This window comes from Pseudomonas sp. A125 (genome assembly GCF_055409485.1).
On record NZ_JBUZVP010000014.1, the window covers coordinates 123,205 to 147,434 of the forward strand.

Consider the following 24,230-nt stretch of genomic DNA (forward strand, 5'->3'; position numbering starts at 1 on the left):
GCGACGATAGACAGGTAAACCAGTACCAAAGTACTGGTTTTGGCCCGCTTCAGCCTTTTTTACGCAATGCGGCATGTTGAGGGTTAAAGGTCAGCACCGCCAACAGCGAGAACACCAGGGTCAGGCCCAGGCACACCGCCAGCGCCAGCCCGCTGAAGCGTTCATACAGGGCGAAGCGCACCAGCTCAACGGCATGGGTGAACGGGTTGATGGCGCACAACCAGTACAGCCATTCGCTGGAGTCGCGCATCTTCCACAACGGGTACAGGGCCGAAGACAGGAAAAACAGCGGGAAGATCACAAAGTTCATGACCCCGGCAAAGTTCTCCAACTGACGGATCGCATTGGACAGCAACAAGCCCAGGGCACTGAGCATCAAGGCCACCAGCAGCAACGCCGGCAAGGCGATCAACAGGCCCATGGCCGGCGGTTGCACGCCGTAGACCCAGGCGATACCGAGGAACCCGTACACCTGCAGCAACGAAATCAACGAGGTGGCCAACAACTTGCTGCACAACAGGAAGGTACGGGGCAGGGGGCTGGTCAACAGGACGCGCATGCTGCCCATTTCCCGGTCGTACACCATCGACAGCGAGCCCTGCATGCCGTTGAACAGCAGGATCATGCAAGCCAGCCCCGGGATGATGTACACCTCGTAGGGAATGTAGGTGTCGTACGGTTCGATCACCGAAATACCCAGGGCCGCCCGAAAGCCTGCGGCGAACACCAGCAACCACAGCAGCGGGCGCACCAGGGCGCTGAGGAACCGCGTGCGCTGCAGCACAAAGCGCAACCATTCGCGCAGTACGATGCCGCGCAGACACTGCCAGTACGCGTTCATTGCGCGGCGCCCGAAGGGGTCAGCCGGGCGAAGGCGGCACTCAGGTCACCCCCGTGTTCCTGGCTCAAGGCATCGGTTTGCCCGCAAGCCACCAGGCGGCCCTGGTGCAGGATCATCAACGTATCGTCGGGCTGTACTTCGTCCAGCAGATGGGTGGTCCAGAGCACAGTGATGCCTTGTTCGCGGCACAGGCTGCGCAGGTGTTGGTTCAGGGCCAGGCGGCTGGCCGGGTCGAGGCCTACGCTGGCCTCATCGAGCAACAGCAAGCGGGGGTCGTGCAGCAGCGCGCGGGCGATTTCCACGCGGCGGCGGTGGCCGCCGTTGAGTTCGCGCACCCGTTCGCGGCGCCGTTCGGCCAGCCCCTGGCGGGCCAGTTCGGCGTCGACGCGCAAGGCGCTCTGGCGACGGGACAGGCCGTGGAGCGCGGCGTGATAGCGCAGGTTTTGTTCCACGTTCAGGTCCAGGTCCAGGGTGCTTTGCTGGAACACTACCCCCAGTTGCTTGAGAGCCGGGCGTGGTGCATCACGCAAGGAGTGACCGCCCACCCGGATGTCGCCCGTTTGCAGGTCGTACAGCCGGGTGAGCAGGGCGATCAAGGTCGACTTGCCGGCGCCGTTGGGCCCCAGCAGCGCGGCAAATCGTCCCTGCGCGAGGCTGAAACTCACCTCGCGCAGGGCCTGCTTGGGGCCATAGGCAAAGCTCAGGTCACTGACGTCCAGCGCGTTCATGGGGTGACCACCACGCCCCACGGGTAGCGTCCGACCTTGATCGACTTGATGACCTTGAGGCTGTCCACATCAATCACCGACACGTCGCCGCTGACGCCGTTGGTGGCGAGCAATTGCTTTTGGTCCGGGGTAAATGCCATCTGCCAGACGCGACGGCCCACCAGCAGGTAATCGAGGATCTCAAAGGTCTTGGCGTCGATCACCGCCACATGGTTGGCCGGGCCCAGCGCCACAAACCCATATTTGCCGTCGGCGCTGAGTTTGATGCCCACCGGCTGCACTTTGTCTGGGTGCACGCCTTTGATCTTGAAGGTCAGGGTCTTGAGGATGGCGCGGCTGGCCACGTCGAGGATGGTCACGGTGCCGCCGATTTCTGCCGAGGCCCACAGCTGCGAGCCGTCGTGGTTGAACTCGACAAACCGTGGCCGCTGATCCACCAGCGTGCTGTCGGCCAGGGTTTGGGTGCTGGTGTCGATCCAGTGCAGCATGTTGGTGGTTTCGCTGGTGTTTACCGCCCATTTTCCGTCGGGGCTGACGGCCATGCCTTCGGGCTCCACGCCGACGTTGACCTGGGCCAGCACCTTGGAAGTCTCAGTGTCGATCACTGTCACCAGTGCATCGTCTTCGTTGGAGACATACAGCCAGCGATTATTGGGGTGCAGGGCAAATTGCTCGGGGTCCTTGCCTGACGGCAGTTCCTTGATGATCGTGCGGGTAGCGACGTCCATCACCTGCACCCGGTCCGAATCGCTGGCGCAGATGTACAGCAGCTTGTTGTCGTGGGACAGCAACAGGCCCCGGGGGCGCTGGCCGACCTTGAGGGTGTCGGTGACTTGCAGGGTCTGCATGTCGATCAGGCTCAGGCTGTTGTCTTTCTCGTTGGAGACCCAGGCGGTGCTGGCCACGGCATGCCCGGCGGCAAGCAGCAGGGCGCATGAGAGCAGGGTGCGGCGCATGGCGGATTCCTTATTATTGTGGGTGCGTTCAGGGAAAGCGGCAGGTCACTTCGGGTTTGTCGTAGCCCAGGCTGTCCATTTCGTTGAAGGGGTGCAGGAAACCGTCCTGGGGCGAGGTGCTGACCAGCGCGCGGGGTTGCACGATGGGAATCGGTTGGCGCAGTTGGCCGTTCCAGGGGCGGTAGCTGAGTTTGCGGCCCTTGAAGCCGTCGAGGGGCAGTTGCTCGCTGATTTCCAGTTGGCGGATCACCATGGGGTCTGCCTGGCGTAACTTGCTCACCGCGCTGGCGACGCTGCGCACTGCCATCCAGGCGGCGAAGTCGCGGTCATTCATCCAGCGCCCGGCCAGGGCTTCGAAGCGTTTTTGCAACTGGGCAGCACCGTAGGTTTCCACGGTTTTGTGCCAGCCAGTGGGCGTCAGGCCCTGGGTGCCGGCCACGGGGCGCGGGTACCAGGTTTGATAAGGCACGTACTCGCCGAAGTCACCGCGTTCGTCGGCCACCAGCACCACGTCGTATTCGGCGGTCTGGGTGAAGAGCGGCATGTCCGCCTGGGCGCTGCGACGCTGATCATTGTCGAAACGCCAGGCTTTTTCCGCCACCAGTTGCACGCCGAAGCGCTTGGCGGCGCGACGCAGGGCGGCGGCATAGGCTTGATCATCTTCGGTGGGGCCAACGATCAACAGGGCCCGCTGCCATTTGCGCACCACCAGAAACTGCGCCAGGGCATCGGCCAGCATGGCGCGGCTGGGCAAGGTGTGCAGCACGTTGCCCAGGCAGTCGGTACTGCGCAGGCTGTCATCAGGGCTGCCGGCGTTGAACAGCAGGCTGTCGGGCAGGGCGGCGCTCAGTTGGCGCAGGCTGGCCGCGGGTGCGTTCACCACAAACAGGCGCAGGCCTTGTTCGTGCTGGGCCTTTGCAGCGTCGAGCAGTGCTTGCGGGTTGTCCACCGTGGCGCTGGCCAGGCTGTAGTGCTGATTGAGAAACGCCCCGGTGCTGTTGCTGTCGGTAATCGCCAGTTCGGCGCCACGCAGGCCGGCATCGCCAGGTTCGGGAATGACGTTGGACAGCAGCGGGCCCGGGTCGGGGCGATAGCCCAGGTAGCCGATTTGCACCTGCAAGGGCGCCTCGCCTGCCTGGCTGGCGCTGGCCAGCCCAGCGGCGCAAGCGACCGCCAGCAGGTAGAACAAGGCGTACGAGGCGAGCTGGCGCATAAGGCACTCCATGACAGGTAGCGCCAGCATAGGAACCCGCGCGCCGCCTGCAAATATGCAGAAAGTACCGCTGAGGCAGTACCAAGGTAGTAACTCGCCCGCCGCGGCGCGGTTTTAGCATGGACAGCCACGGCCCTCATTCAGGAGTTGAACGATCATGCGAGTCCTCAAGGCGCTGCTGTTGCCGTTCCTGCTGATTGTGAGCCTGATCGGCGTCGATAAACTCCATGCCCCGCGCCAGGCACCGGTGCAGGTAATGCCCGCGATGACGGTGCACTAGGCATGTCGGCACTCTGGAGGATCAACCTGTGGGTGTGCGGCTTTTTTGCCGTGGTGACGTGCGCGTGCATGGTCTTGCTGCTGCATCAGGCCATGGCAGACGTCGAGCGCGAGCTGCAGTCGGCCGAGGCGGTGGTGCAATACCTGAGTGAAACCGCCGAGCGTGACCCCGTCAGCCTGCAACCCCGGCTGACCGCCAGCCTGCGCCATGTGCGGGTACGCTGGCTGGCGCCGGGCGAAGCGGCGCGCGTGCCCAGCGAGGACGGGATGGATGCGTGGCTCGGTCGCCAGCTGTTTGCGTCGCAGCGCCAGCACCCCCGTGTCCTGGATTTGCAGGACGGACGCCGGGTGTCCATCGCTGTCGACCCGCGGGATGAAATCGACGAAGTCTGGGATTCCCTGCAACAGCTCCTCAGCCTGTGCGCGCTGGCGCTGGCCTTGAGCCTGTTGACGATCCGCTGGGCTGTGCGGCGCGGGATGGGGTTGCTGGACGAATTGCTGCGGGCCTTGCAGCAGGTGTGCAGCGGCCAACTCAATGTGCGCCTGCGCAGCGAAGGCCTGCCGGAGGCACGACAACTGGCGCTGCATTTCAACCGCATGACCAGCACCCTGGAGCAAGCCCGCACCGATAACACTCGGCTGACCCAAACCCTGCTGGCGGTGCAGGAGCAAGAGCGCACCCATTTGGCGCAAACCCTGCACGACGACCTGGGGCAATACCTGGCCGGCATTCGCGCCCAGGCGTGCCTGTTGCGCCTGGTCAGCGACCAACCTGAAACCCTGGCCCGCACCGTAGGGTTGCTGGAGGATCACTGTGAACACTTGCAACAAGGGTTCCGCACCCTGGTCCATGACTTGTATCCGGTGGCGCTGCAACACCTGCCGATGGCCGAAGCGTTCTCGATGCTGGTCGGGCAGTGGCAGGCCAGCCACGGTATCAATTGCCAACTGCGGGTCAGCGCGCACCTGCCGGCGCTTTGTGCCGGCGACAAAGCTCATCTGTACCGCGTGCTTCAGGAAGCCCTGACCAACATCGCCCGGCATGCCGACGCCAGTTGCGTGCGGGTGCGCCTGCACTATGGCGGCACGCGCCTGCGCTTGCTGGTGCGCGACAACGGCTGCGGGGCGCAGCCGCCCCAGCGCCCGGGCGTGGGGTTGCATTCGATGTTCGAGCGGGCCCGCTGTCTGGGCGGTGAATTGAAGATCATCAGCCAGCCCGGTGCCGGATGGGCGTTGGCGCTGAACATGCCTTTGGAGGCGTCATGAATATTCTGCTTGTCGACGACCATGCGGTGGTTCGCCAAGGCTACGCCAGCCTGTTGCGTGCGCTGTTGCCCGCCATTGAAGTGCGCGAAGCGGCGAGTGGCGAGGAGGCGCTGCTGCGGGTCCAGGAGGCGGTGCCGCATTTGGTGATCATGGACTTTGGCTTGCCGGGCATCAGCGGCCTGGAAACCACCCGGCGCCTGCGCCAGCGCCTGCCGCAACTGCGGGTGCTGTTTTTCAGCATGCACGATGAACTGCCACTGGTGCGCCAGGCCCTGGAGGCGGGGGCATCCGGCTACCTGACCAAAAGCTCGGCGCCCGAGGTGTTGATCGAGGCCGTACGGCGCATCCTTGACGGCCATGCCTATATCGAACAGCCCCTGGCCACCCAATTGGCGTGCCACCCGCAGCACAACGCCAGTGACCCGCGTCTACAAAGCATGACCCAGCGCGAACTGGAGATTTTCGTGATGTTGGCCAAGGGCACGCCGGCACGGGTGATTGCCGAGCAACTGAGTATCAGCAGCAAGACCGTGTCCAATCACCTGACCTTGCTCAAGAGCAAGCTACAGGTAACCTCCCATGCCGAGCTGGTGCACTTGGGCATTGATATGGGCGTGGTTCGGGTGGCTGGCTGATCACCGGTCCCAGGTGGTCGGGCAGCCGGTGCAACCTTCCATATTGGCATCCTGAAAGTTCGCGTAATGCTGGCGTGCTCCGGTCAGCGTGGCTTTTTCCAGGTTGCTCTCACTGAACTTGGCTTCCTGCAGGTTGGCATCGCTGAGGTCGGCGCCTTGCAGGTCGGCCTTGCTCAACCAGGTCATCTCCAGGTCCGCTGCCCGCAGGTTGGCCTTGTGCAACTTGGCCCCCGACAGGCGGGCGAATTGCAGGTAGGCGGCGCTGAGGTTGGCATTCGCAAATTGCGCGCCTTGGGCAAACAGGCCCCAGCCTTGAACCGCCATCAAGGTGGCGCCGCTGAAGTCGGCCAACCGCAGGTTGCTTTGTTGCAGGCTGGCGCGGGTCAGGTTGGCGCCCTGCAGCTGGGCTTTTTCCAGGTTGGCCAGGTCGAGGTTGGCGTGGCGCAAGTCGGCGCCCCGCAGGTCGGCGCCGGCCAGGTTCATGTGGCTCAGGTCCTGATTACTCAGGTTGGCGCCCTTGAGGTTGGCGCCGGGGCATTGGCTGTGTTCGGCGATGGTGCAGCCGTTGATGATCAGGGGCGCGTCGTCGCCGTCGTCGGCGTGGGCGAGCGGCAAGCTGAGTAACAGCAAAAAGGGCAGGTATTTCATACACGGACCTCATATGGCAGGAGGACGTGCGGTGAGGGGGAGCCCCTCACCGCACAGGGTTATTTCTGAGCGGTTTTCACATCCCAGCTCGGGATCTTGAACACCCAGAACGACCCGCCTTGCGCCACCGGCTTGGTCAGCTCGGCCATGTCGCCACCCCACAACGGCACGGCGCCGCCGTAACCGACGGTCACGCCGATGTATTGTTCGCCGTCCTGGTCCCAGGTGATGGGCGGGGAGACGATGCCGCTGCCGGTCTGGAACTTCCACAGCTCCTTGCCGGTTTTTGCATCGAAAGCCTTGAAGAACCCGTCGCCAGTGCCGGTGAACACCAGGTTGCCCTTGGTCGCGAGCACGCCGGCCCACAGCGGCAGGTGTTCCTTGTGCTCCCACACCACCTTGCCGGTGGTGGGGTTCATCGCCCGCAGCGTGCCGACGTGGTCGTCATACATGCGCTTGATACGAAAGCCCATGCCCAGGTACGCCGAGCCCTTTTTGTAGTTGACCTCTTCGGTCCAGTATTCCTCTTTCCACTGATTGCCCGGGATATAGAACAGCCCGGTGTCCTGGCTGTAGGCCATGGGGTTCCAGTTTTTGCCGCCGAGGAACGGCGGCGAGACTTCCACCGACTTGCCTTTGGTTTCACCCGGCAATGGCTTGGCGGGACGCTGGCCTTCGTTCTCCACTGGGCGACCGGTCTTGAGGTCGATGTGGCTGGCCCAGGTGATGTTGTCGACAAACGGGAACGCGTTCTGCAATTTGCCGTTGGTGCGGTCCACCACGTAGAAGAAGCCGTTGCGGTCGGCGTGGCCGGTGGCCTTGGTAACCTTGCCGTCCTTGTCCTTGTAGTCGAACAGCACCAGCTCGTTGTTGCCGGAGAAGTCCCAGGCATCGTTCGGCGTGTGCTGGTAGAACCATTTCACTTCGCCGGTGCTGGGGTCTACGCCAACCTGGCCCGAGGTGTAGAGGCTATCGAAATCGTGTGGGTTGCCGTCCTTGGAGGTGCGCGCCCAGGTGTTCCACGGGCCCGGGTTGCCGGCGCCAACGATGATGGTGTTGGTCTCGGCATCGAAGCTCGCGCTCTGCCACGGGGCGCCGCCGCCGTGGCTCCAGGCTTCGACTTTGCCGGTTTCGGTGGTCGGATCATCCGGCCAGGACGGTGCTTTTACATTGCCGGTGGTGGTGCTGTCCTTGCCGTTCAAGCGGCCCATATGGCCTTCCACGAACGGGCGCATCCAGACTTCTTCGCCGGTGTCCGGGTCGCGGGCGTACAGCTGGCCGACCACGCCGAATTCATCGCCGGAACTGCCGTGAATCAGCAGCACCTTGCCGGTGACCTTGTCTTTGATCAGCACGGGGGCGCCGGTCATGGTGTAGCCGGCGGCGTGGTCGCCGAACTTCTTGTTCCACACCACTTTGCCGGTGTTTTTGTCGAGGGCGATCAAGCGTGCATCAAGGGTGCCGAAGTAGATCTTGTCGCCAAAGATCGCCGCCCCACGGTTGACCACGTCACAGCACGGGCGAATGTTGTCGGGCAGGCGGTGGTTGTAGGTCCACAGGCGCTTGCCGGTCTTTGCGTCGAGGGCGAACACACGGGAGTAGGAACCGGTGACGTACACCACGCCGTCGCTGACGATGGCCTGGGACTCTTGGCCGCGCTGCTTTTCATCGCCGAACGAGTAGGACCAGGCCGGCGTCAGCTTGAACACGTTCTTGTCGTTGACCTGGGCCAGCGGGCTCCAGCGCTGGGCATTGGTGCCCATGCCGTACTGCAGCACGTCCTTGGTAGTGAGGTGGTCGTTGGCGATGTCTTCCCAGGTGACGTTGCGCGTGGTTTTTGCAGGTTCGCCAGCGGCGAGGCTGGCAGCACTCAGGGACAGGCTGCCCACCAGCAGAAAAGCCTGCAGGGCGAGGCTTAAAGGTGAGAGGGCGGGTAGCGATCTTATTGTCATGGTTGCAGTTCCCAGTGGAGGTTTTGGCCTGCACAGGGTGCTGCCTGCGTGCGGTGGGTGGATACGGAAAAACTCCCGGTGTTGCCGGGACAACTTCCCGAACGGCATCTGATTTGGGTGTGCCCCACAAGCCCTACTACCAAGGGAGTAGAGGGCGGCCACCAAAGCAGCATACGGCGTGCCCCCAGGGGTTTCTAAGATGGGTGCCATAGCCTCTGCATAGAGGTTTGCGTGCAATCCTGAGGGCAAAAATAATGACAACAAAACGCAACGCCTTGCTTGTGGCCGGTCTGCTGGCCGGCATCGTCAGTGCCGGTAACCTGTGGGCACACGGCAACGTGGTGCCGCAGGCGGTGGAAACCAAGGGCCTGACGTCGGTCAAGGACGCCGGCGTACCGGTCGACGCGGATGGATGGGCGGCGGTGAACCCCTATCGCACCTCCCCGGAGCACGACAAGGCGGTGGAAATCGGCTCGTCGGCCTACAACCAGAACTGCGCTGCCTGCCATGGGCTGGAAGCCAAGTCCGGTGGCATCGCCCCCGATTTGCGCATGCTGGACGTGGGCGACGCCGGCGATGAGTGGTTCGTCGAGCGGGTGCGCCACGGCGCCGTGCGGGACGGCCGGGTGTATATGCCGAAGATGGCGGACTACCTGAGCCAGGAAGCCCTGTGGGCGGTGCGGACCTACCTCGACACCGTGCACGTCGAGGAATAGCTGATGCGCCTGTTTGCTGCCGTACTCAGCGTGCTGATGCTGTGCTGCCAGGTCGCGCAGGCGCAGGTGCGCGGCTATGACCAGATGATCGCCGACGGCGAACTGAAAGTGGCGGTGTACAAGGACTTCGCACCCTACAGTTTTGAAGACGCCGGCACGCCTCGCGGGGTCGATGTGGAACTCGCCCAGGCCCTGGCCAAGGCGCTGGGGGTGCGCCTGACGCTGATCTGGGCCCCCGCCGGCGAGAAACTCGACGACGACCTGCGCGACTACATCTGGCGCGGCAGCCAGTTGCATAATCAGCAACTGGCCGACCTGATGATGCGTGCCCCCTACGACCACGATTACGCGCAAAAACGTAACGATCAGGGCGAGTTGGAAAACGGCCATGTGGTGATGTTCGGGCCCTACCAGAATGAACAATGGCAAGTAGCGTATGACCGCCGCCGCCTGGACAGCGTGGGCAGTGTGGCGGTGTTCGAGCAGCACCCCATCGGGGTTGAGGTCGACAGCGTGCCCTCGTTTTACCTGACCTCGGTGTTCAACGGCATGCTTGCCGGGCACACCCGTCACTACCCCGGCGTGCCCCAGGCTTTTGCGGCGATGAAGGCCGGGGAAGTCGATGCGGTGATGGGCATGCGCGGGGAAATCGACTGGCAGGTACACCAGGCCCACGACGCGCAGCTGGCCCTCGCGGAAAATGCGTACCCGAACATGGGCAAGCAACGCTGGGAAATCGGTATGGCCGTGCATGAAAGCAACCGTCAGCTGGCGTATGCGGTGGAGGAGGCGCTGGAAAGCCTGATCCGCGACGGCACGCTGCAAGCGATCTACAGCCATTACGGCCTGCGCTACGAAGTGCCCGAGATGTACCAATAGGAGCAGGCGATGAACTGGCGAGCGTGTTGCGTATTGGCCTGTTGGTTGCCGCTGGCGGCCTATGGGGTAGACGTCGACCCCGGCAAGGACCCGGTGCCGTCAGTGATGTGGGACTTCTACCACAAGCAGATGCTGGGCGATGCGCCGTTTGTGTTCGACCAGCGGGTCAGGCTGCTGGCGCCGCCGTTTGCCGAAGATGCCCGGCAGGTGCCCCTGGAGATCGACGCCCGGGCGTTCAAGGGCCAGGTGCTGAAAATCGTTGCCTGGGCCGAACTCAATCCGTTGCCCAAAATCGTCGATTTTCAGCCCCGGGCCCGGGTGCTGCCGTGGCTGTCGCTGCGCATCCGCATTGAACAGGCCACGCCGTTGCGTGCGGCGGTGCTGACGGAGGACGGCGTGTGGCACGTCGGCTCGACCCTGATCGATGCGGCGGGCGGTGGTTGCACGGCCCCAAGCGTGGTGCGCACGCAGCCCGGCTGGGAGGAGCATATCGGTGAAGTGCTGGGTGGGCGTTATCCGCGTGGTGAGTTCAGCCGCCTGCGGGTGCAGGTGGCACACCCCATGGACAACGGCATGATCAACGGCATCCCCGAGTTTTTTATCAACCACGCGCAACTGCAGGATCAGGCCGGGCAAGTGCTGGCCGACCTTGAACTGTTCCCGGCGGTCAGTGAAAACCCCAACCTGGCATTTGACATCGAAGGCGCAGGGCCAACCCGGCTGGTGCTGCGGGACAACAGCGGCAATGAGTTTGATGCAGCCATTCCCTGACCAGAAGGAGCGCGGCATGCGCTGGATACTGCTGTTATGCCTGAGCGTGAGCCTGCCCGCGCTGGCCGAGCTGGACTACGCCCTCAAGCCCCGGTTGATCGCTGAAGACACCTGGCTGCTGGAGGGCAGCACCGACAACTTCGCCAAGGCCAACGGCGGCAATATCGTCAACACCGGGTTTATCGTCACCGAAGCCGGGGTGGTGGTGATCGATACCGGGCCGTCGAAACGTTATGGCGAAGCCATGCGCCAGGCCATTGCCGGCATCACTGCCAAACCGGTGGTCCAGGTCCTGTTGACCCACCATCACCCCGACCACGCACTGGGCAACCAGGCGTTTCGCGAGGTGCCTATCGGCGCGTTGGCCGGCACCACCCGGTTGCTCCATGAGCAAGGCGACAGCATGGCCGAAAACCTGTACCGCATGGTTGGCGACTGGATGCGCGGCACCGAAGTGGTCTTGCCCAACCAGGTGCTGGAACCCGGCATTTTGACTGTGGGCAGCCACGACTTGCGCCTGGTGGCGCTGGCGGGTCATACCGGCGCTGACCTGGCGATCCTGGACCAGAAAACCGGCGTGCTGTTTGCCGGCGACCTGGTGTTCTACCAGCGCGCCTTGACCACCCCGAACAGCCCCGGCCTGGCCGTGTGGCTGGCAGACATCAATACCCTGCAAGGCTTGCCCTGGACCCTGATTGTGCCCGGCCATGGCCCGGTGGCCGCTGATGCCCAGCCCTTTGTGCAGATGCGTGACTACTTGACCTGGCTCGACCAGTTGCTGCGTGACGGCGCGGTCGATGGCAGTGACATGAGTGAGATGATCCGCAGCCCCATTCCCGAGCGATTCGCCGCCATCAGCCTGAGCCGCTACGAGTTGATCCGCAGCGTCAGCCACCTGTACCCCGGGTACGAGCGCGGGCAGATGCAACGCCTGGATTCGGCCGCACGCCCCTGATCCACCCGCTACTAAGGAACTAGCAAACTCGATACAGCGGTCAATTGTGGAGACGCCCCCAGCGCCCAAGAATCTGCACCAGACCGGGAAAATTTCCCGGGTATAACAAAAACCGCAGAGGTAGCCGTCATGACCCAACCCGCACGTCGCCAACCCTTCGCCTTGAGTGTGCTGCTCAGTGCCATCCTGTTGTCTGGCCACGCCTTCGCCGCTGTCACCGACCAGGACATTCTCCAGGACCCAAAAAATCCCGGGCAGATCGTCACCAACGGCCTGGGTGTCCAGGGTCAGCGTTACAGCCCGCTCGATACCCTAAACGTCGATAACGTCAAGGAGCTGCGCCCGGTCTGGGCCTTCTCTTTTGGCGGCGAGAAACAACGTGGGCAACAGGCGCAGCCGATGATCAAGGACGGGGTGATGTACCTCACCGGCTCCTACTCACGGGTGTTCGCGGTGGATGCACGCACCGGCAAGAAACTCTGGCAATACGATGCGCGCCTGCCAGACGACATCCGCCCGTGCTGCGACGTGATCAACCGCGGTGTGGCGCTTTACGGTGACCTGGTGTACTTCGGCACCCTCGACGCCAAGCTGGTCGCCCTGAACAAGGACACCGGCAAAGTGGTGTGGAGCAAGCAAGTGGCCGACCACAAGGAAGGCTACTCCATCAGCGCCGCGCCCCTGGTGATCAACGGCAAACTGATTACCGGGGTGGCCGGCGGCGAGTTCGGCGTGGTGGGCAAGATCGAAGCCTACGACCCGAAAAACGGCAACCTGCTGTGGACCCGGCCGACCGTGGAAGGTCATATGGGCTACGTCTACAAGGATGGCAAGGCGGTGGAAAACGGTATCTCCGGTGGCGAGGCGGGCAAGACCTGGCCTGGCGACCTGTGGAAAACCGGTGGCGCGGCCCCGTGGCTGGGTGGCTACTACGACCCGGAAACCAACCTGCTGTTGTTCGGCACCGGCAACCCGGCGCCGTGGAACTCCCACCTGCGCCCCGGTGACAACCTCTATTCGTCCTCGCGTCTGGCGCTGAACCCGGACGACGGCACCATCAAATGGCACTTCCAGAGCACGCCCCATGACGGCTGGGACTACGACGGCGTGAACGAATTGATCTCGTTCAACTACACCGAGGGCGGCAAGGAAATCAAAGCGGCGGCCACGGCGGACCGCAATGGTTTCTTCTACGTACTGGACCGCACCAACGGTAAGTTCATCCGTGGTTTCCCGTTCGTCGACAAAATCACCTGGGCCACCGGCCTGGATAAAGACGGCCGGCCGATCTACAACGAAGCCAGCCGCCCCGGCGCGCCGGGCAGTGAGACCAAGGGCACCTCGGTATTCGTGGCGCCGGCCTTCCTCGGTGCAAAAAACTGGATGCCGATGGCTTATAACCGCGACACCGGTTTGTTCTATGTGCCGTCGAACGAGTGGGGCATGGACATCTGGAACGAAGGCATCGCCTACAAGAAAGGCGCGGCGTTCCTCGGTGCGGGCTTCACCATCAAGCCGTTGAATGAAGACTACATCGGTGTGCTGCGGGCCATCGACCCGATCACCGGCAAGGAGGTCTGGCGCCACAAGAACTACGCGCCACTGTGGGGCGGCGTGCTGACCACCAAGGGCAACCTGGTGTTCACCGGCACGCCCGAGGGCTTCCTGCAGGCGTTCAATGCCAAGACCGGTGAGAAAGTCTGGGAGTTCCAGACCGGCTCCGGTGTACTCGGCTCGCCGGTCACCTGGGAAATGGACGGCGAACAGTACGTCTCGGTGCTTTCCGGCTGGGGCGGGGCGGTGCCGTTGTGGGGCGGTGAAGTGGCCAAGCGGATCAAGGACTTCAACCAGGGCGGGATGCTCTGGACCTTCAAGCTGCCCAAGGAATTGGTCGCCAAGCACTAAACCTACTACCAAATGACAAGAGCCCCCCTGCCAACGGCGCATTCGCCGGGCAGCGTGGGCTCTTTACTATCGGGTATCGCCTGTTGACCAACAGGCCTGGACCCCGACAGAGGCCTCACCATGATCTATGCACAACCTGGCACCCCCGGCGCGATCGTCAGCTTCAAGCCGCGCTACGGCAATTTCATTGGCGGCGAATTCGTCCCGCCGGTCAACGGTGAATACTTCACCAACACCTCGCCGGTGACCGGTGAAGTGATCGCCGAATTCCCGCGCTCCAACGCTGCCGATATCGACAAGGCCCTGGATGCGGCCCACGCGGCGGCTGATGCCTGGGGCAAGACCTCGGCCCAGGATCGCTCCCTGGTACTGCTGAAAATCGCCGACCGTATCGAGCAACACCTTGAAGTGCTGGCGGTCACCGAAAGCTGGGACAACGGCAAGGCCGTGCGCGAGACCCTCAACGCCGACGTGCCCCTGGCGGCCGACCATTTTCGCTACTTCGCCGGCTGTATCCGCGCCCAGGAAGGCGGCGCCGCCGAGATCAATGAACTGACCACCGCCTATCATTTTCACGAACCGCTGGGCGTGGTCGGGCAAATCATCCCGTGGAACTTCCCGCTGCTGATGGCCGCCTGGAAACTCGCTCCGGCCCTGGCGGCGGGCAACTGCGTGGTGCTCAAGCCTGCCGAGCAAACGCCGCTGTCGATCATGGTATTTGCCGAGCTGATCGCCGACCTGTTGCCGGCCGGCGTGCTGAACATCGTCCAGGGTTTTGGTCGCGAAGCGGGGGAGGCGCTGGCTACCAGCAAGCGCATCGCCAAGATTGCTTTTACCGGTTCCACCCCGGTGGGCGCGCACATCATGCATTGCGCCGCCGAGAACATCATCCCGTCCACCGTGGAGTTGGGCGGCAAGTCGCCGAATATCTTCTTTGAAGACATCATGCAGGCCGAGCCACAGTTCATCGAGAAAGCCGCCGAAGGCCTGGTACTGGCGTTCTTCAATCAGGGCGAGGTGTGCACCTGCCCATCGCGGGCACTGGTGCAGGAGTCGATCTATGAACCGTTCATGGCCGAGGTGATGAAGAAGATCGTCAAGATCAAGCGCGGCAACCCGCTGGACACCGAAACCATGGTCGGTGCCCAAGCGTCCGAGCAGCAATACGACAAGATTCTCTCGTACCTGAAAATTGCCCAGGAAGAGGGCGCCGAACTGCTCATCGGCGGTGCGGCCGAGCGCCTTGAGGGCGACCTGTCCAGCGGTTATTACATCCAGCCGACCCTGCTCAAGGGCCACAACAAAATGCGCGTGTTCCAGGAAGAGATCTTTGGGCCGGTGGTCGGCGTGACGACGTTCAAGGACGAAGCCGAAGCCCTGGCGATTGCCAATGACAGCGAGTTCGGCCTTGGGGCTGGCTTGTGGACCCGTGACATCAACCGCGCGTACCGCATGGGCCGCGCGATCAAGGCCGGGCGCGTGTGGACCAACTGTTATCACCTGTATCCGGCGCATGCGGCGTTTGGCGGGTACAAGAAGTCGGGCGTTGGGCGGGAGAATCACAAGATGATGCTGGACCATTACCAGCAGACCAAAAACCTGCTGGTGAGCTACGACATCAACCCGTTGGGGTTCTTCTAACTAACCACCCCTCGCACATTTTGATCGATGTACACCCCCGACCAATGCACTCGGCCTTTGCTTCGAAAGTAGCATTCGCTCCTTCCCGGCCAAGTGCATTAATGGCTTTACCGGAATACTCCGGCACAACAAGAGGACTGCCCCATGTGGATTAAACCCGCGTTTACCGACCTGCGTATCGGCTTCGAAGTGACCATGTATTTCGCCAGCCGCTGATGTGTTTCCCGGCCAGCCCCCGTGCTGGCCGGGTCTGTGCCGGAAGGTCACCAGGGCTACCCATTGGTCTGATTGCATTCAGCGCCGGATGGGTTAGTGTGGAGCGCATCTTCCAAAATAATAAAAACAGGCTTTCCAATGAGCCCGAACCTGAGCCTCCTGCGTAAATTCGTTTCTCCTGAAATCATCTTTGGCGCCGGCTGCCGGCACAACGTCGGCAACTACGCCAAGACCTTTGGCGCGCGCAAGGTACTGGTGGTCAGCGACCCCGGTGTGATCGCCGTGGGCTGGGTGGCCGATGTCGAGGCCAGCCTGCAAGCCCAGGGTATCGACTACTGCGTGTACAGCGCCGTCTCGCCCAACCCTCGGGTGGAAGAGGTGATGCTCGGCGCCGAGGTCTACCGTGAGAACCATTGCGACGTGATCGTCGCCGTCGGCGGTGGCAGCCCGATGGACTGCGGCAAGGCCATCGGCATTGTGGTCGCCCACGGGCGCAGCATCCTGGAATTCGAGGGTGTCGATACCATCCGCGTGCCCAGCCCGCCGTTGATCCTGATCCCGACCACCGCCGGCACTTCGGCGGATGTCTCGCAGTTCGTGATCATTTCCAACCAGCAGGAACGCATGAAGTTTTCCATCGTCAGCAAGGCGGTGGTGCCTGATGTGTCGCTGATCGACCCGGAAACCACCGCGAGCATGGACCCGTTCCTCTCGGCCTGTACCGGCATTGATGCGCTGGTGCATGCCATCGAGGCGTTTGTGTCCACCGGCCACGGCCCGCTGACCGACCCCCACGCCCTGGAAGCCATGCGCCTGATCAATGGCAACCTGGTGCAGATGATCGCCAACCCTGCCGACATCGCCCTGCGGGAAAAAATCATGCTGGGCAGCATGCAGGCCGGGCTGGCGTTTTCCAACGCGATCCTCGGCGCGGTGCATGCCATGTCCCACAGCCTGGGCGGTTTTCTCGACCTGCCCCACGGCCTGTGCAACGCGGTGCTGGTGGAACACGTGGTGGCGTTCAACTACAACTCGGCGCCGGAGCGCTTCAAGGTGATTGCCGAAACCTTCGGCATCGATTGCCGGGGCCTTAACCACCGCCAGATTCGGGGCCGGCTGGTGGAGCACTTGATCGCCCTCAAGCACGCGATCGGCTTCCACGAAACCCTCGGCCTGCATGGCGTGCGGGTGGCGGACATTCCGTTTTTGTCGCAACACGCGATGCACGACCCGTGCATCCTCACCAACCCGCGAGAGTCCAGCCAGCGTGACGTCGAGGTCGTCTATGCCGAAGCTCTCTGACGACCAGCAACGAGCGCTCGCGGGGCTGCTGGGGTTGGGCGACCAGTCGGCACGCAAGAGCCATTACCCGGAACTCACCGCGCGCCTCGATGAGCTGGAAGCCGAGCGCAACCGCTACATTCGCCTCAACGACGAACTGGAGCAGCGCGTCGCCGCACGCACCGACGAGTTGCTGGAGGCCAACCTCAACCTGCAACAGCAGATCGCCCAGCGCGAACGGATCGAACAAGACCTGCGCGACGCCCGGGATGCCGCCCAGGCCGCCAACCGCAGCAAGGACAAATACCTCGCCGCCGCCAGCCATGATCTGCTGCAACCGCTCAATGCCGCGCGCCTGCTGATCTCCACCTTGCGTGAGCGTAACCTGCCCAGCGTCGAGCAGGTGCTGGTGGAACGCACACACCAGGCCCTGGAAGGTGCCGAGGATTTGCTCACCGACCTGCTGGACATTTCCCGGCTTGACCAGGCAGCGGTTAAACCGGACATCGCCCTGTACCGACTCGACGAATTGTTTGCGCCGCTGGTCTCCGAATTCCAGTCGGTGGCGGCGGCGGCGGGGTTGAACCTGCGGGCACACACCGGCCGCTATGCGATCAACACCGACTTGCGCCTGATGACGCGCATTCTGCGCAACTTCCTCAGCAACGCCTGCCGCTACACCAGCGAGGGTTGCATCCTGCTGGGCGCCCGGCGCCGGGGGGATCGCCTGCGCCTGGAAGTGTGGGACACCGGGCGCGGGATCGCGGCAGACCGGCTCGACTCGATTTTCCTGGAATTCAATCAACTGGACGTGGGCCGCGCTGCCGATCGCAAGGGCGTGGGGCTGGGGTTGGCGATTGTCGAACGCATCGCCGAGATCCTCGGTTATGCGGTGGCGGTGCGTTCGTGGCCGGGACGCGGCTCGATGTTCAGCATCGAAGTGCCCATCAGCGACGTCATGCCGCTGCCCATCAACGTGATGGCTGCGCAACCGAGTACCGGCAATCCTTTACCGGGCAGGCGCCTGTTGGTGCTGGACAACGAAGTCAGCATCCTCGAAAGCATGAGTGCACTGCTGGGGCAGTGGGGCTGCGAAGTGGTTACCGCCACCGACCGGGCTGGTGCGTTGACGGCGTTGCAAGGCCGGGCGCCGGAGTTGATCCTTGCAGACTACCACCTGGACCACGGCGTGGTGGGCTGTGAGGTGGTGCGCGATTTGCGCGAGCATTTTGGCTGCAGGATCCCGGCGGTGATCATCACTGCCGACCGAACCGACCAATGCCGCCGTGCGTTGCGGCGGCTGGAAGCGCCGTTGCTGAACAAGCCGGTCAAGCCGGGCAAGTTGCGGGCGGTGTTGAGTCAGCTGTTGGCCTAGTGCTTTGAATATATACCCAGGAACCCAAATCCCCTCCCAAGATGGCAAGTTGAACTCCACTCAGGTTAACTACTCCCTGAGTAATGGTTTTACCGGCCTTGCGCGTCGGTCATCAAGGTCACCGAATGGACAAATACACCCCTCACACCTGGCAGCCCCACGAACGCCCGAGCCTGCCGGGCTCGCCGTCGACGCCGCTGCATTCCACCCGCAAACGCTGGGCCTACGCCTTGGTCGGTGTACTCGTGGCAATCACCGGCGGCCTCGGCAACTCGCTGGTGATTGCCAACCTGGTGTACCTGCAAGGCGCATTGGGCGCTACCACGGCAGAAATGGCCTGGCTCCCGGCCGCCTACGTCATGACCAACGTCTCGATGAACCTGCTGCTGGTGAAGTTCCGCCAGCAATTTGGCCTGCGGGCCTTTACCGAGGTGTTTCTGGTGCTCTACGCCCTGGTCACCTTCGGCCATCTGTTCGTCAATGACCTCAGCTCGGCGATTGCTGTGCGCGCCGCCCACGGGATGGTCGGCGCCGCCCTCAGCTCCCTGGGCCTGTACTACATGATCCAGGCCTTCCCCGCAAAGTGGCGCATGAAGGCCCTGGTACTCGGCCTGGGCACTGCACAATTGGCCTTGCCCCTGGCCCGGCTGTTCTCCGAAGACCTGTTGCAGATCGCCGAATGGCGCGGCCTGTACTTGTTCGAACTGGGCATGGCGCTGACCTGCCTGGGCTGTGTATTCCTGCTCAAGCTGCCTCCGGGCGACCGCTTCAAGACCTTCGAAAAACTCGACTTCCTGACCTTCGCGATCCTCGCTACCGGCGTTGCCTTGCTCTGCGCCGTGCTGTCCCTGGGCCGTATCGACTGGTGGCTGGAAGCGCCGTGGATCGGCGTGGCGTCGGCCTGCTCACTGGTGCTGATCATGGCCGGCCTGGCCATCGAACATAACCGTGCCAACCCCTTGCTGATGACCCGCTGGCTGGGCAGCGGGGTGATGATTCGCCTGGCGTTGGCGGTGGTGCTGATTCGCATGGTGCTTTCGGAGCAGTCCACCGGCGCCGTGGGCTTCATGCAGATGCTGAACATGAGCAACGAACAGATGCGCACGCTGTATTGGGTGATGCTGGCGGGGGCGATTGCCGGCCTGGCGACCAGCGCGCTGACCATCAACCCCTCGCATTTGCTGATGCCCTTGATCATTTCCCTGGCCTTTATGGCCGTGGGTTCGGTGATGGACAGTTTCTCGAGCAACCTCACGCGCCCGCAAAACATGTACGTCAGCCAGTTCCTGCTAGGCTTTGGCGGCACGTTCTTCCTCGGGCCGACCATGGTCCTGGGTACGCGCAATGTGCTGACCAACCCCAGGAACCTGGTGAGTTTCTCGGTGCTGTTCGGGATCTGCCAGAACCTCGGTGGCCTCATCGGCGCGGCATTGCTCGGCACGTTCCAGATCGTGCGGGAGAAATTCCACTCCAGCATGATCGTCGAACACCTGACCTTGCTCGACCCGCGTGTGGTCGCGCGGGTAGCCAGCGGCGGCTCGGCCTACGGCGGGGTGATCGCCGACCCCGAATTGCGTAACCTGATGGGCATTCGCAGCCTGGCCACGGCGGCCACGCGCGAGGCGAATGTAATGGCCTACAACGATGTGTTCATGCTGATCGCGATCATCGCCATACTCACCATGATCTGGATTTTTATCCGCAGCCTCTGGCTGATGAGTACCACTAAAGCTGCCGCCAGTGCAGCGCCTCCCGTTCAACCCAGCGGCGCACTTTCTTCATGACCGAACCGACGACGACCACCACCAACGCCATCGCTTCCACCCCGGAAGGCACCGCGCCGCCGAGCATGCCGGCCACCGAACCCCGCTCCTTGCGGGTGCGCATCATCTCCTCAATGGGCTTTGCCGCGATTGCGATTGTCGGCGTGCTGATCGTGCTCTATGCCTGGCAGTTGCCGCCCTTCAGCAGCGCGGTGGAAACCACCGAGAACGCGCTGGTGCGTGGCCAGGTGACAATCATCGGGCCGCAGCTCAGTGGCTACGTGTATGAAGTGCCGGTGACGGACTTCCAGTACGTCAAGGCCGGGGATTTGCTGGTGCGCCTCGATGACCGCATCTACAAGCAGCGCCTCGACCAGGCCCTGGCGCAACTGGCGGTGCAGCAGGCGTCCCTGGCCAATGTGGTGCAGCAACGCAACAGTGCCGAGGCGACCATCAAGCTGCGCCAGGCCGCCTTGGCCGACAGCCAGGCCCAGGCCCGCAAGAGCACTGCGGACTTGCGCCGCAACGAAGAGTTGATCAGCGACGGTTCGGTGTCCAAACGCGAGTTGGACGTGACCCGCGCGGCCAATGCGCAAACCATCGCTGCGGTGGCCCAGGCCCAGGCCAGCCTGGAAATCGCCCGGCAGGATTTGCAGACGGTGATCGTCAATCGCGGTTCGCTGGAGGCGGCGGTGGCTAACGCAGAGGCGGCGGTGGAGCTGGCGCGTATCGACCTGTCGAACACCCGGATCATCGCCCCGCGTGACGGGCAGCTTGGACAGATTGGCGTGCGCCTCGGTGCCTACGTCAACAGTGGCGCGCAGTTAATGGCGCTGGTGCCGAACCAGCTGTGGGTGATTGCCAACATGAAAGAAACCCAGATGGACAACGTGCAGGTCGGCCAGCCGGTGACGTTCACCGTGGATGCCCTGGACCATCGCAAGTTTCACGGCACGGTGCAGCGCATTTCCCCTGCCACCGGGTCTGAGTTCAGCCTGTTGCAGGCGGATAACGCTACCGGCAACTTCGTGAAGATCGCCCAGCGGGTGCCGGTGCGGATCACCGTCGACCCGGGGCAGGAGCAGAGCGAGCGACTGCGCCCGGGGTTGTCGGTAGTGGTGAGTATCGACACACAAGGGCGCTTGAAGAACACCCCACCCTGACCCACCGGAAGTCTCCATTGTGGAATGCGATCAATGGGGGGGCTGGCTTGTCGGGTCGCCGCATCGCTGCGATGGCATCACCTCGGTGTACGTGAAAGACCGTGTTGCCTGCATCGCAGGCAAGCCAGCTCCCACATGGGTTTTGTGTTGTTAGAGGGGGTTGTATTGCAGGCTGAAACCCAGCGCTATCGATTGGCCTTTCTCCAACAGCTTCAACCCCGGCCTGCCCGGCAGGTGATGGGCATTCACCGGATGGCTCACCGGCTCGAAGCAAAAAAAATCCAGCCCCGGCGGGCAGTACAGCAGATAGTAGTCGCTGCCGGTAGCCTGGCATTCCAGGTTGTAACCCAAGTCGGGCTGCTGGATCAGGCAAAGCCCGTCCCATTGGCAAAAGCCATTGTCCACCAGCGCCTCGGGCAACGATTTGAACTGTTGAAAGTCCCACTCGGCGGGCACGGTAGCCAGCGCCGTCGGCAGTTTCGTTTCATCACTCATCCACACCTGCGATGCCTTGGCCTGCAATTGCGTGCCCGGCCTGCGGGGTAGATACGGATGCAACCCCAGCCCATGCCACGCCGCCTGCTCTGCCAGGTGGGTGACCCGCAGACTGATGCTCAACCTGCCGTCCTTCAACTGAACGCGCTGCTCGGCGCGATAGGCAAACGGTGTAGTGCAGTCCAGTTGCAGCAGCACTTCGTCTGCCGACTGGCCGATTACCTGCCACGCCTGTTGCCAGGCGCTGCCATGAATCGGCAGCGGGTCCAGCGGGCTGTTGGACCCAAGGGCCAGCCATCCGGAGGGATTATCGAAGCCACCCTCGGCAATCCGGTTCGACCAGGGCGCCAGCGGGAAACACCCCAGCTTGCCCGGCAATCCGCTGACCAACGCCTGTTGATCGGTGTGTCGAAGCAACGGTTGGCCGCTGCTGCGCAGGGCCCAGTTGACGATACTCCCACCCAACTCAGGTGAGAGTGTCAGGCGGGTGAGGTTATCTTCGAGTTCAAGCATCATGACTGTCAGCAGACCTGTTGGATGATGAGTGCTTCTGTGGCGAGGGCGCTTGCTGTGGCAAGGGAGCTGTTGTGGCGAGGGAGCTTGCTGTGGCGAGGGAGCTTGCTCCCGCTGGAGTGCGAAGCGCTCCCAAGATTTTGGGGCTGCTGCGCAGCCCAGCGGGAGCAAGCTCCCTCGCCACAGCAGCTCCCTCGCTACACGCAGTGTGAGGTTTATAACACCAACCCAGGCAACCACAACGACAGCGCCGGAATGTAGGTCACGGCGATCAGCACCAGGAACAACACCCCGTAAAACGGCAGCAGCGCCTTCACGGTCTTCTCGATGCTGACCTTGCCCACCGCCGCCCCCACGAACAGCACCGCACCCACTGGCGGCGTGATCAGGCCGATGCCGAGGTTCACCAGCATGATCATGCCGAAGTGTACCGGGTCGACGCCGATGCCCAGCACCACCGGCAACAGGATCGGCGTGAGGATCAAGATCAGCGGCGCCATGTCCATCACCGTGCCCAGCAACAGCAGCATCACGTTGATGCACATCAGGATCACGTAGCGGTTGTCCGACAGGGTCAGGAACATCGTGGTGATCTTCGCCGGGATCTGCATCAGCGTCATGATGTAGCCGAAGCTGGCGGCGAAGGCGATCAGGATCATCACGATGGAAATCGTGCGCACCGTGCGGTGCATCAGCTTGGGCAGCTCGCTCCATTTGTAGTCGCGGTAGATGAACATGGTCACGAAGAACGCCCACAACACCGCAATCGCCGCCGACTCGGTAGCCGTGAAAATGCCCGACAGAATCCCGCCGAGAATGATCACCATGGCCATCAAGCCCCACAGCGCTTCGCCGCAGATTTTCAGCGCCTGTTTCAGCGGAATCACTTCACCTTTGGGATAGTTGCGCTTTTTCGCGAAGATCAGGCACAGCACCATCAGGCAGGCGCTCATCAGCAGCCCCGGTACCACGCCGGCCATGAACAGCGAGGCGATGGACACCGTGCCGCCCGCCGCCAGGGAATACAGCACGGAGTTGTGGCTGGGGGGTGTCAGCAAGGCCTGCACCGAGCCGCTGACGGTGACGGCGGTGGCAAATTCGCGGGGATAACCCCGGCGCTCCATCTCGGGAATCAGCACTGAACCGACGGACGCGGTATCGGCCACCGAGGAGCCGGAGATCGCCCCGAAAAACGTCGAGGCCATGATGTTCACCAAAGACAAGCCGCCGCGCACAAAGCCCACCAGCACCCCGGCAAAGGCCACGAGCCGGCGTGACATGCCGCCTTCGGCCATGATCGCCCCGGCCAGCACGAAGAACGGAATCGCCATCAGCGAGAATTTGTTCACCCCGCCCGCCACCTGAATCATCAGGGCCTGGAACGGGATGTCGATCCACCACGCGCCAATCAGCGCAGAAAGCCCGAGAGCGTAGGCCACCGGCATGCCGATCAGGATCAAGGCGATAAAGCTGCCCAACAGAATCAATGCGTCCATTCAGGCAGCTCCTTCGCTTTCTTCAACCAGGTCGAAGCGCACGACCCGCCGGTTGCTCTGGTCACCGAGCAGGAGTTTTTCCAGCACAAAAATCAGCGTCAGCAGGCCGCCAATCGGGATCGGCATGTAGGTGATGCCCACCCGCAAGGTCGGCATGGCGCTCATGAACTGGTTCCAGGTAGACAGGCACAGCTTGGTGCCCCAGATCGCCATGAACAGGCAGATGGTGCCCATCAGCAATTGCGAGACGATACCGACGATGCGGCGCTGGCCCGGTGGCAGGCGGTCGGTGACCATGGCCACCGACATGTGCGCCCCGGCGCGATAACTGGCGGCGGCGCCGACAAAGGTGAACACCAGCATCAGCAGGATGGCGGTGGGTTCTGGCCAGCTGGAGCCGGTGCCCAGGATGTAGCGGGCAAAGATGCCCCAGGGAATGATCAGCGCGACACCGAGAACGGCGAGGCCGGCGATCCAGATGCAGCTCATGTAAATGCGGTCGTTGATGCGCAGCAGTAAATTCTTCATGGCGTTCACCGTGAC

Annotated in this window: 23 protein-coding genes; 14 read left to right on the plus strand and 9 right to left on the minus strand. The window is 62.9% G+C overall.

All coding sequences use genetic code 11. The features are described 5' to 3' along the window. Positions 1-49 precede the first annotated feature (49 nt). From ACZRN6_RS19810 to ACZRN6_RS19825, 4 genes are read right to left on the minus strand one after another with little or no spacing between them, the layout of a single operon-like run. Complete coding sequence (locus ACZRN6_RS19810; RefSeq protein ID WP_464008602.1) at positions 50-841, minus strand: ABC transporter permease; 792 nt, start codon at positions 839-841, stop codon at positions 50-52. Beyond that, complete coding sequence (locus ACZRN6_RS19815) at positions 838-1,569, minus strand: ABC transporter ATP-binding protein (protein WP_464008603.1); 732 nt, start codon at positions 1,567-1,569, stop codon at positions 838-840. The genes ACZRN6_RS19810 and ACZRN6_RS19815 overlap by 4 nt, the downstream gene beginning before the upstream one ends. Further along, on the minus strand, positions 1,566-2,525 hold the full coding sequence (locus tag ACZRN6_RS19820) for a YVTN family beta-propeller repeat protein (protein WP_322146195.1): 960 nt from the start codon (positions 2,523-2,525) through the stop codon (positions 1,566-1,568). Before ACZRN6_RS19820 ends, ACZRN6_RS19815 begins: the two co-directional genes overlap by 4 nt. Before the next feature lie 28 nt (positions 2,526-2,553). Then, positions 2,554-3,738: an ABC transporter substrate-binding protein gene (locus tag ACZRN6_RS19825; RefSeq protein WP_464008604.1), complete on the minus strand. Its 1,185-nt coding sequence runs from the start codon at positions 3,736-3,738 to the stop codon at positions 2,554-2,556. Between the two features lie 157 nt (positions 3,739-3,895). On the opposite strand from ACZRN6_RS19825, the gene ACZRN6_RS19830 reads away from it, so the two are divergent. Genes ACZRN6_RS19830 through ACZRN6_RS19840 form a run of 3 tightly spaced genes read left to right on the plus strand, consistent with a single transcriptional unit; the run spans position 3,896 to position 5,918 of the window. Beyond that, positions 3,896-4,018: a hypothetical protein gene (locus ACZRN6_RS19830; RefSeq protein WP_322146193.1), complete on the plus strand. Its 123-nt coding sequence runs from the start codon at positions 3,896-3,898 to the stop codon at positions 4,016-4,018. A gap of 2 nt (positions 4,019-4,020) precedes the next feature. After that, positions 4,021-5,283: a sensor histidine kinase gene (locus ACZRN6_RS19835; protein WP_464008605.1), complete on the plus strand. Its 1,263-nt coding sequence runs from the start codon at positions 4,021-4,023 to the stop codon at positions 5,281-5,283. After that, positions 5,280-5,918 carry a response regulator transcription factor gene (locus tag ACZRN6_RS19840; protein ID WP_464008606.1) on the plus strand — a complete coding sequence of 213 codons (639 nt, stop codon included), beginning with the start codon at positions 5,280-5,282 and terminating at the stop codon, positions 5,916-5,918. Before ACZRN6_RS19835 ends, ACZRN6_RS19840 begins: the two co-directional genes overlap by 4 nt. On the opposite strand, the gene ACZRN6_RS19845 is transcribed toward ACZRN6_RS19840, so the two are convergent. After that, positions 5,919-6,566, minus strand: coding sequence for a pentapeptide repeat-containing protein (locus ACZRN6_RS19845; protein ID WP_322146190.1), 648 nt, complete (start codon positions 6,564-6,566; stop codon positions 5,919-5,921). 59 nt (positions 6,567-6,625) lie between these two features. Then, positions 6,626-8,518, minus strand: coding sequence for a quinoprotein ethanol dehydrogenase (exaA, locus tag ACZRN6_RS19850; RefSeq protein ID WP_322146189.1), 1,893 nt, complete (start codon positions 8,516-8,518; stop codon positions 6,626-6,628). Between the two features lie 254 nt (positions 8,519-8,772). On the opposite strand from exaA, the gene pedF reads away from it, so the two are divergent. The 11 genes from pedF to ACZRN6_RS19905 all read left to right on the plus strand — a co-directional run bounded on the left by pedF (position 8,773) and on the right by ACZRN6_RS19905 (position 21,183). Further along, positions 8,773-9,234: a cytochrome c-550 PedF gene (gene pedF, locus ACZRN6_RS19855; RefSeq protein WP_464008607.1), complete on the plus strand. Its 462-nt coding sequence runs from the start codon at positions 8,773-8,775 to the stop codon at positions 9,232-9,234. 3 nt (positions 9,235-9,237) lie between these two features. Further along, positions 9,238-10,113, plus strand: a complete 876-nt coding sequence (locus tag ACZRN6_RS19860) for a substrate-binding periplasmic protein (RefSeq protein ID WP_322146187.1) — start codon at positions 9,238-9,240, stop codon at positions 10,111-10,113. Between the two features lie 9 nt (positions 10,114-10,122). Next, positions 10,123-10,884, plus strand: a complete 762-nt coding sequence (locus ACZRN6_RS19865) for a quinoprotein dehydrogenase-associated SoxYZ-like carrier (protein WP_322146186.1) — start codon at positions 10,123-10,125, stop codon at positions 10,882-10,884. Between the two features lie 16 nt (positions 10,885-10,900). Continuing rightward, positions 10,901-11,839: a quinoprotein relay system zinc metallohydrolase 1 gene (locus ACZRN6_RS19870; RefSeq protein WP_464008608.1), complete on the plus strand. Its 939-nt coding sequence runs from the start codon at positions 10,901-10,903 to the stop codon at positions 11,837-11,839. Positions 11,840-11,968: 129 nt separating this feature from the next. Next, positions 11,969-13,744, plus strand: a complete 1,776-nt coding sequence (locus ACZRN6_RS19875; RefSeq protein WP_464008609.1) for a PQQ-dependent methanol/ethanol family dehydrogenase — start codon at positions 11,969-11,971, stop codon at positions 13,742-13,744. A gap of 120 nt (positions 13,745-13,864) precedes the next feature. Further along, positions 13,865-15,385 (plus strand): acetaldehyde dehydrogenase ExaC, encoded by a 1,521-nt coding sequence (gene exaC / locus ACZRN6_RS19880; RefSeq protein ID WP_322146183.1) that lies wholly within the window; start codon positions 13,865-13,867, stop codon positions 15,383-15,385. 144 nt (positions 15,386-15,529) lie between these two features. After that, positions 15,530-15,601 carry a pyrroloquinoline quinone precursor peptide PqqA gene (pqqA, locus tag ACZRN6_RS19885; protein ID WP_106805631.1) on the plus strand — a complete coding sequence of 24 codons (72 nt, stop codon included), beginning with the start codon at positions 15,530-15,532 and terminating at the stop codon, positions 15,599-15,601. Between the two features lie 138 nt (positions 15,602-15,739). After that, on the plus strand, positions 15,740-16,903 hold the full coding sequence (gene ercA, locus ACZRN6_RS19890) for an alcohol dehydrogenase-like regulatory protein ErcA (RefSeq protein ID WP_322146182.1): 1,164 nt from the start codon (positions 15,740-15,742) through the stop codon (positions 16,901-16,903). Then, the gene (locus ACZRN6_RS19895) at positions 16,887-18,257 is read left to right on the plus strand and encodes a hybrid sensor histidine kinase/response regulator (protein ID WP_464008610.1); all 1,371 of its coding nucleotides are present in this window, start codon (positions 16,887-16,889) and stop codon (positions 18,255-18,257) included. Before ercA ends, ACZRN6_RS19895 begins: the two co-directional genes overlap by 17 nt. A gap of 125 nt (positions 18,258-18,382) precedes the next feature. Further along, the gene (locus tag ACZRN6_RS19900; protein WP_464008611.1) at positions 18,383-20,041 is read left to right on the plus strand and encodes an MFS transporter; all 1,659 of its coding nucleotides are present in this window, start codon (positions 18,383-18,385) and stop codon (positions 20,039-20,041) included. Then, a complete protein-coding gene (locus ACZRN6_RS19905; RefSeq protein ID WP_322146179.1) occupies positions 20,038-21,183 on the plus strand; it encodes an HlyD family secretion protein in 1,146 nt (381 codons plus the stop codon). The genes ACZRN6_RS19900 and ACZRN6_RS19905 overlap by 4 nt, the downstream gene beginning before the upstream one ends. 150 nt (positions 21,184-21,333) lie before the next feature. Here the strand turns inward: ACZRN6_RS19905 and ACZRN6_RS19910 are convergent, their stop codons facing one another. The 3 genes from ACZRN6_RS19910 to ACZRN6_RS19920 all read right to left on the minus strand — a co-directional run bounded on the left by ACZRN6_RS19910 (position 21,334) and on the right by ACZRN6_RS19920 (position 24,215). After that, positions 21,334-22,194 (minus strand): aldose 1-epimerase, encoded by an 861-nt coding sequence (locus ACZRN6_RS19910; RefSeq protein ID WP_464008612.1) that lies wholly within the window; start codon positions 22,192-22,194, stop codon positions 21,334-21,336. 212 nt (positions 22,195-22,406) lie between these two features. Then, positions 22,407-23,687: a TRAP transporter large permease gene (locus ACZRN6_RS19915; protein ID WP_322146177.1), complete on the minus strand. Its 1,281-nt coding sequence runs from the start codon at positions 23,685-23,687 to the stop codon at positions 22,407-22,409. After that, complete coding sequence (locus tag ACZRN6_RS19920) at positions 23,688-24,215, minus strand: TRAP transporter small permease (RefSeq protein WP_322146176.1); 528 nt, start codon at positions 24,213-24,215, stop codon at positions 23,688-23,690. It abuts the gene before it with no gap. Positions 24,216-24,230 lie beyond the last annotated feature (15 nt).

What these genes read in the sequence shown, in the direction of transcription:
- ACZRN6_RS19835 (WP_464008605.1), top strand. Translation starts at nt 4,021, where the DNA reads ATGTCGGCACTCTGGAGGATCAACCTGTGGGTGTGCGGCTTTTTTGCC.
- ACZRN6_RS19895 (WP_464008610.1), top strand. Translation starts at nt 16,887, where the DNA reads ATGCCGAAGCTCTCTGACGACCAGCAACGAGCGCTCGCGGGGCTGCTG.
- ACZRN6_RS19860 (WP_322146187.1), top strand. Translation starts at nt 9,238, where the DNA reads ATGCGCCTGTTTGCTGCCGTACTCAGCGTGCTGATGCTGTGCTGCCAG.
- ACZRN6_RS19820 (WP_322146195.1), bottom strand. Translation starts at nt 2,525, where the DNA reads ATGCGCCGCACCCTGCTCTCATGCGCCCTGCTGCTTGCCGCCGGGCAT.
- ACZRN6_RS19870 (WP_464008608.1), top strand. Translation starts at nt 10,901, where the DNA reads ATGCGCTGGATACTGCTGTTATGCCTGAGCGTGAGCCTGCCCGCGCTG.
- ACZRN6_RS19905 (WP_322146179.1), top strand. Translation starts at nt 20,038, where the DNA reads ATGACCGAACCGACGACGACCACCACCAACGCCATCGCTTCCACCCCG.
- exaC (WP_322146183.1), top strand. Translation starts at nt 13,865, where the DNA reads ATGATCTATGCACAACCTGGCACCCCCGGCGCGATCGTCAGCTTCAAG.
- ACZRN6_RS19830 (WP_322146193.1), top strand. Translation starts at nt 3,896, where the DNA reads ATGCGAGTCCTCAAGGCGCTGCTGTTGCCGTTCCTGCTGATTGTGAGC.
- ACZRN6_RS19910 (WP_464008612.1), bottom strand. Translation starts at nt 22,194, where the DNA reads ATGATGCTTGAACTCGAAGATAACCTCACCCGCCTGACACTCTCACCT.
- ACZRN6_RS19845 (WP_322146190.1), bottom strand. Translation starts at nt 6,566, where the DNA reads ATGAAATACCTGCCCTTTTTGCTGTTACTCAGCTTGCCGCTCGCCCAC.
- ACZRN6_RS19865 (WP_322146186.1), top strand. Translation starts at nt 10,123, where the DNA reads ATGAACTGGCGAGCGTGTTGCGTATTGGCCTGTTGGTTGCCGCTGGCG.
- ACZRN6_RS19840 (WP_464008606.1), top strand. Translation starts at nt 5,280, where the DNA reads ATGAATATTCTGCTTGTCGACGACCATGCGGTGGTTCGCCAAGGCTAC.
- ercA (WP_322146182.1), top strand. Translation starts at nt 15,740, where the DNA reads ATGAGCCCGAACCTGAGCCTCCTGCGTAAATTCGTTTCTCCTGAAATC.
- ACZRN6_RS19920 (WP_322146176.1), bottom strand. Translation starts at nt 24,215, where the DNA reads ATGAAGAATTTACTGCTGCGCATCAACGACCGCATTTACATGAGCTGC.
- ACZRN6_RS19900 (WP_464008611.1), top strand. Translation starts at nt 18,383, where the DNA reads ATGGACAAATACACCCCTCACACCTGGCAGCCCCACGAACGCCCGAGC.
- exaA (WP_322146189.1), bottom strand. Translation starts at nt 8,518, where the DNA reads ATGACAATAAGATCGCTACCCGCCCTCTCACCTTTAAGCCTCGCCCTG.
- pedF (WP_464008607.1), top strand. Translation starts at nt 8,773, where the DNA reads ATGACAACAAAACGCAACGCCTTGCTTGTGGCCGGTCTGCTGGCCGGC.
- ACZRN6_RS19915 (WP_322146177.1), bottom strand. Translation starts at nt 23,687, where the DNA reads ATGGACGCATTGATTCTGTTGGGCAGCTTTATCGCCTTGATCCTGATC.
- ACZRN6_RS19825 (WP_464008604.1), bottom strand. Translation starts at nt 3,738, where the DNA reads ATGCGCCAGCTCGCCTCGTACGCCTTGTTCTACCTGCTGGCGGTCGCT.
- ACZRN6_RS19810 (WP_464008602.1), bottom strand. Translation starts at nt 841, where the DNA reads ATGAACGCGTACTGGCAGTGTCTGCGCGGCATCGTACTGCGCGAATGG.
- ACZRN6_RS19815 (WP_464008603.1), bottom strand. Translation starts at nt 1,569, where the DNA reads ATGAACGCGCTGGACGTCAGTGACCTGAGCTTTGCCTATGGCCCCAAG.
- ACZRN6_RS19875 (WP_464008609.1), top strand. Translation starts at nt 11,969, where the DNA reads ATGACCCAACCCGCACGTCGCCAACCCTTCGCCTTGAGTGTGCTGCTC.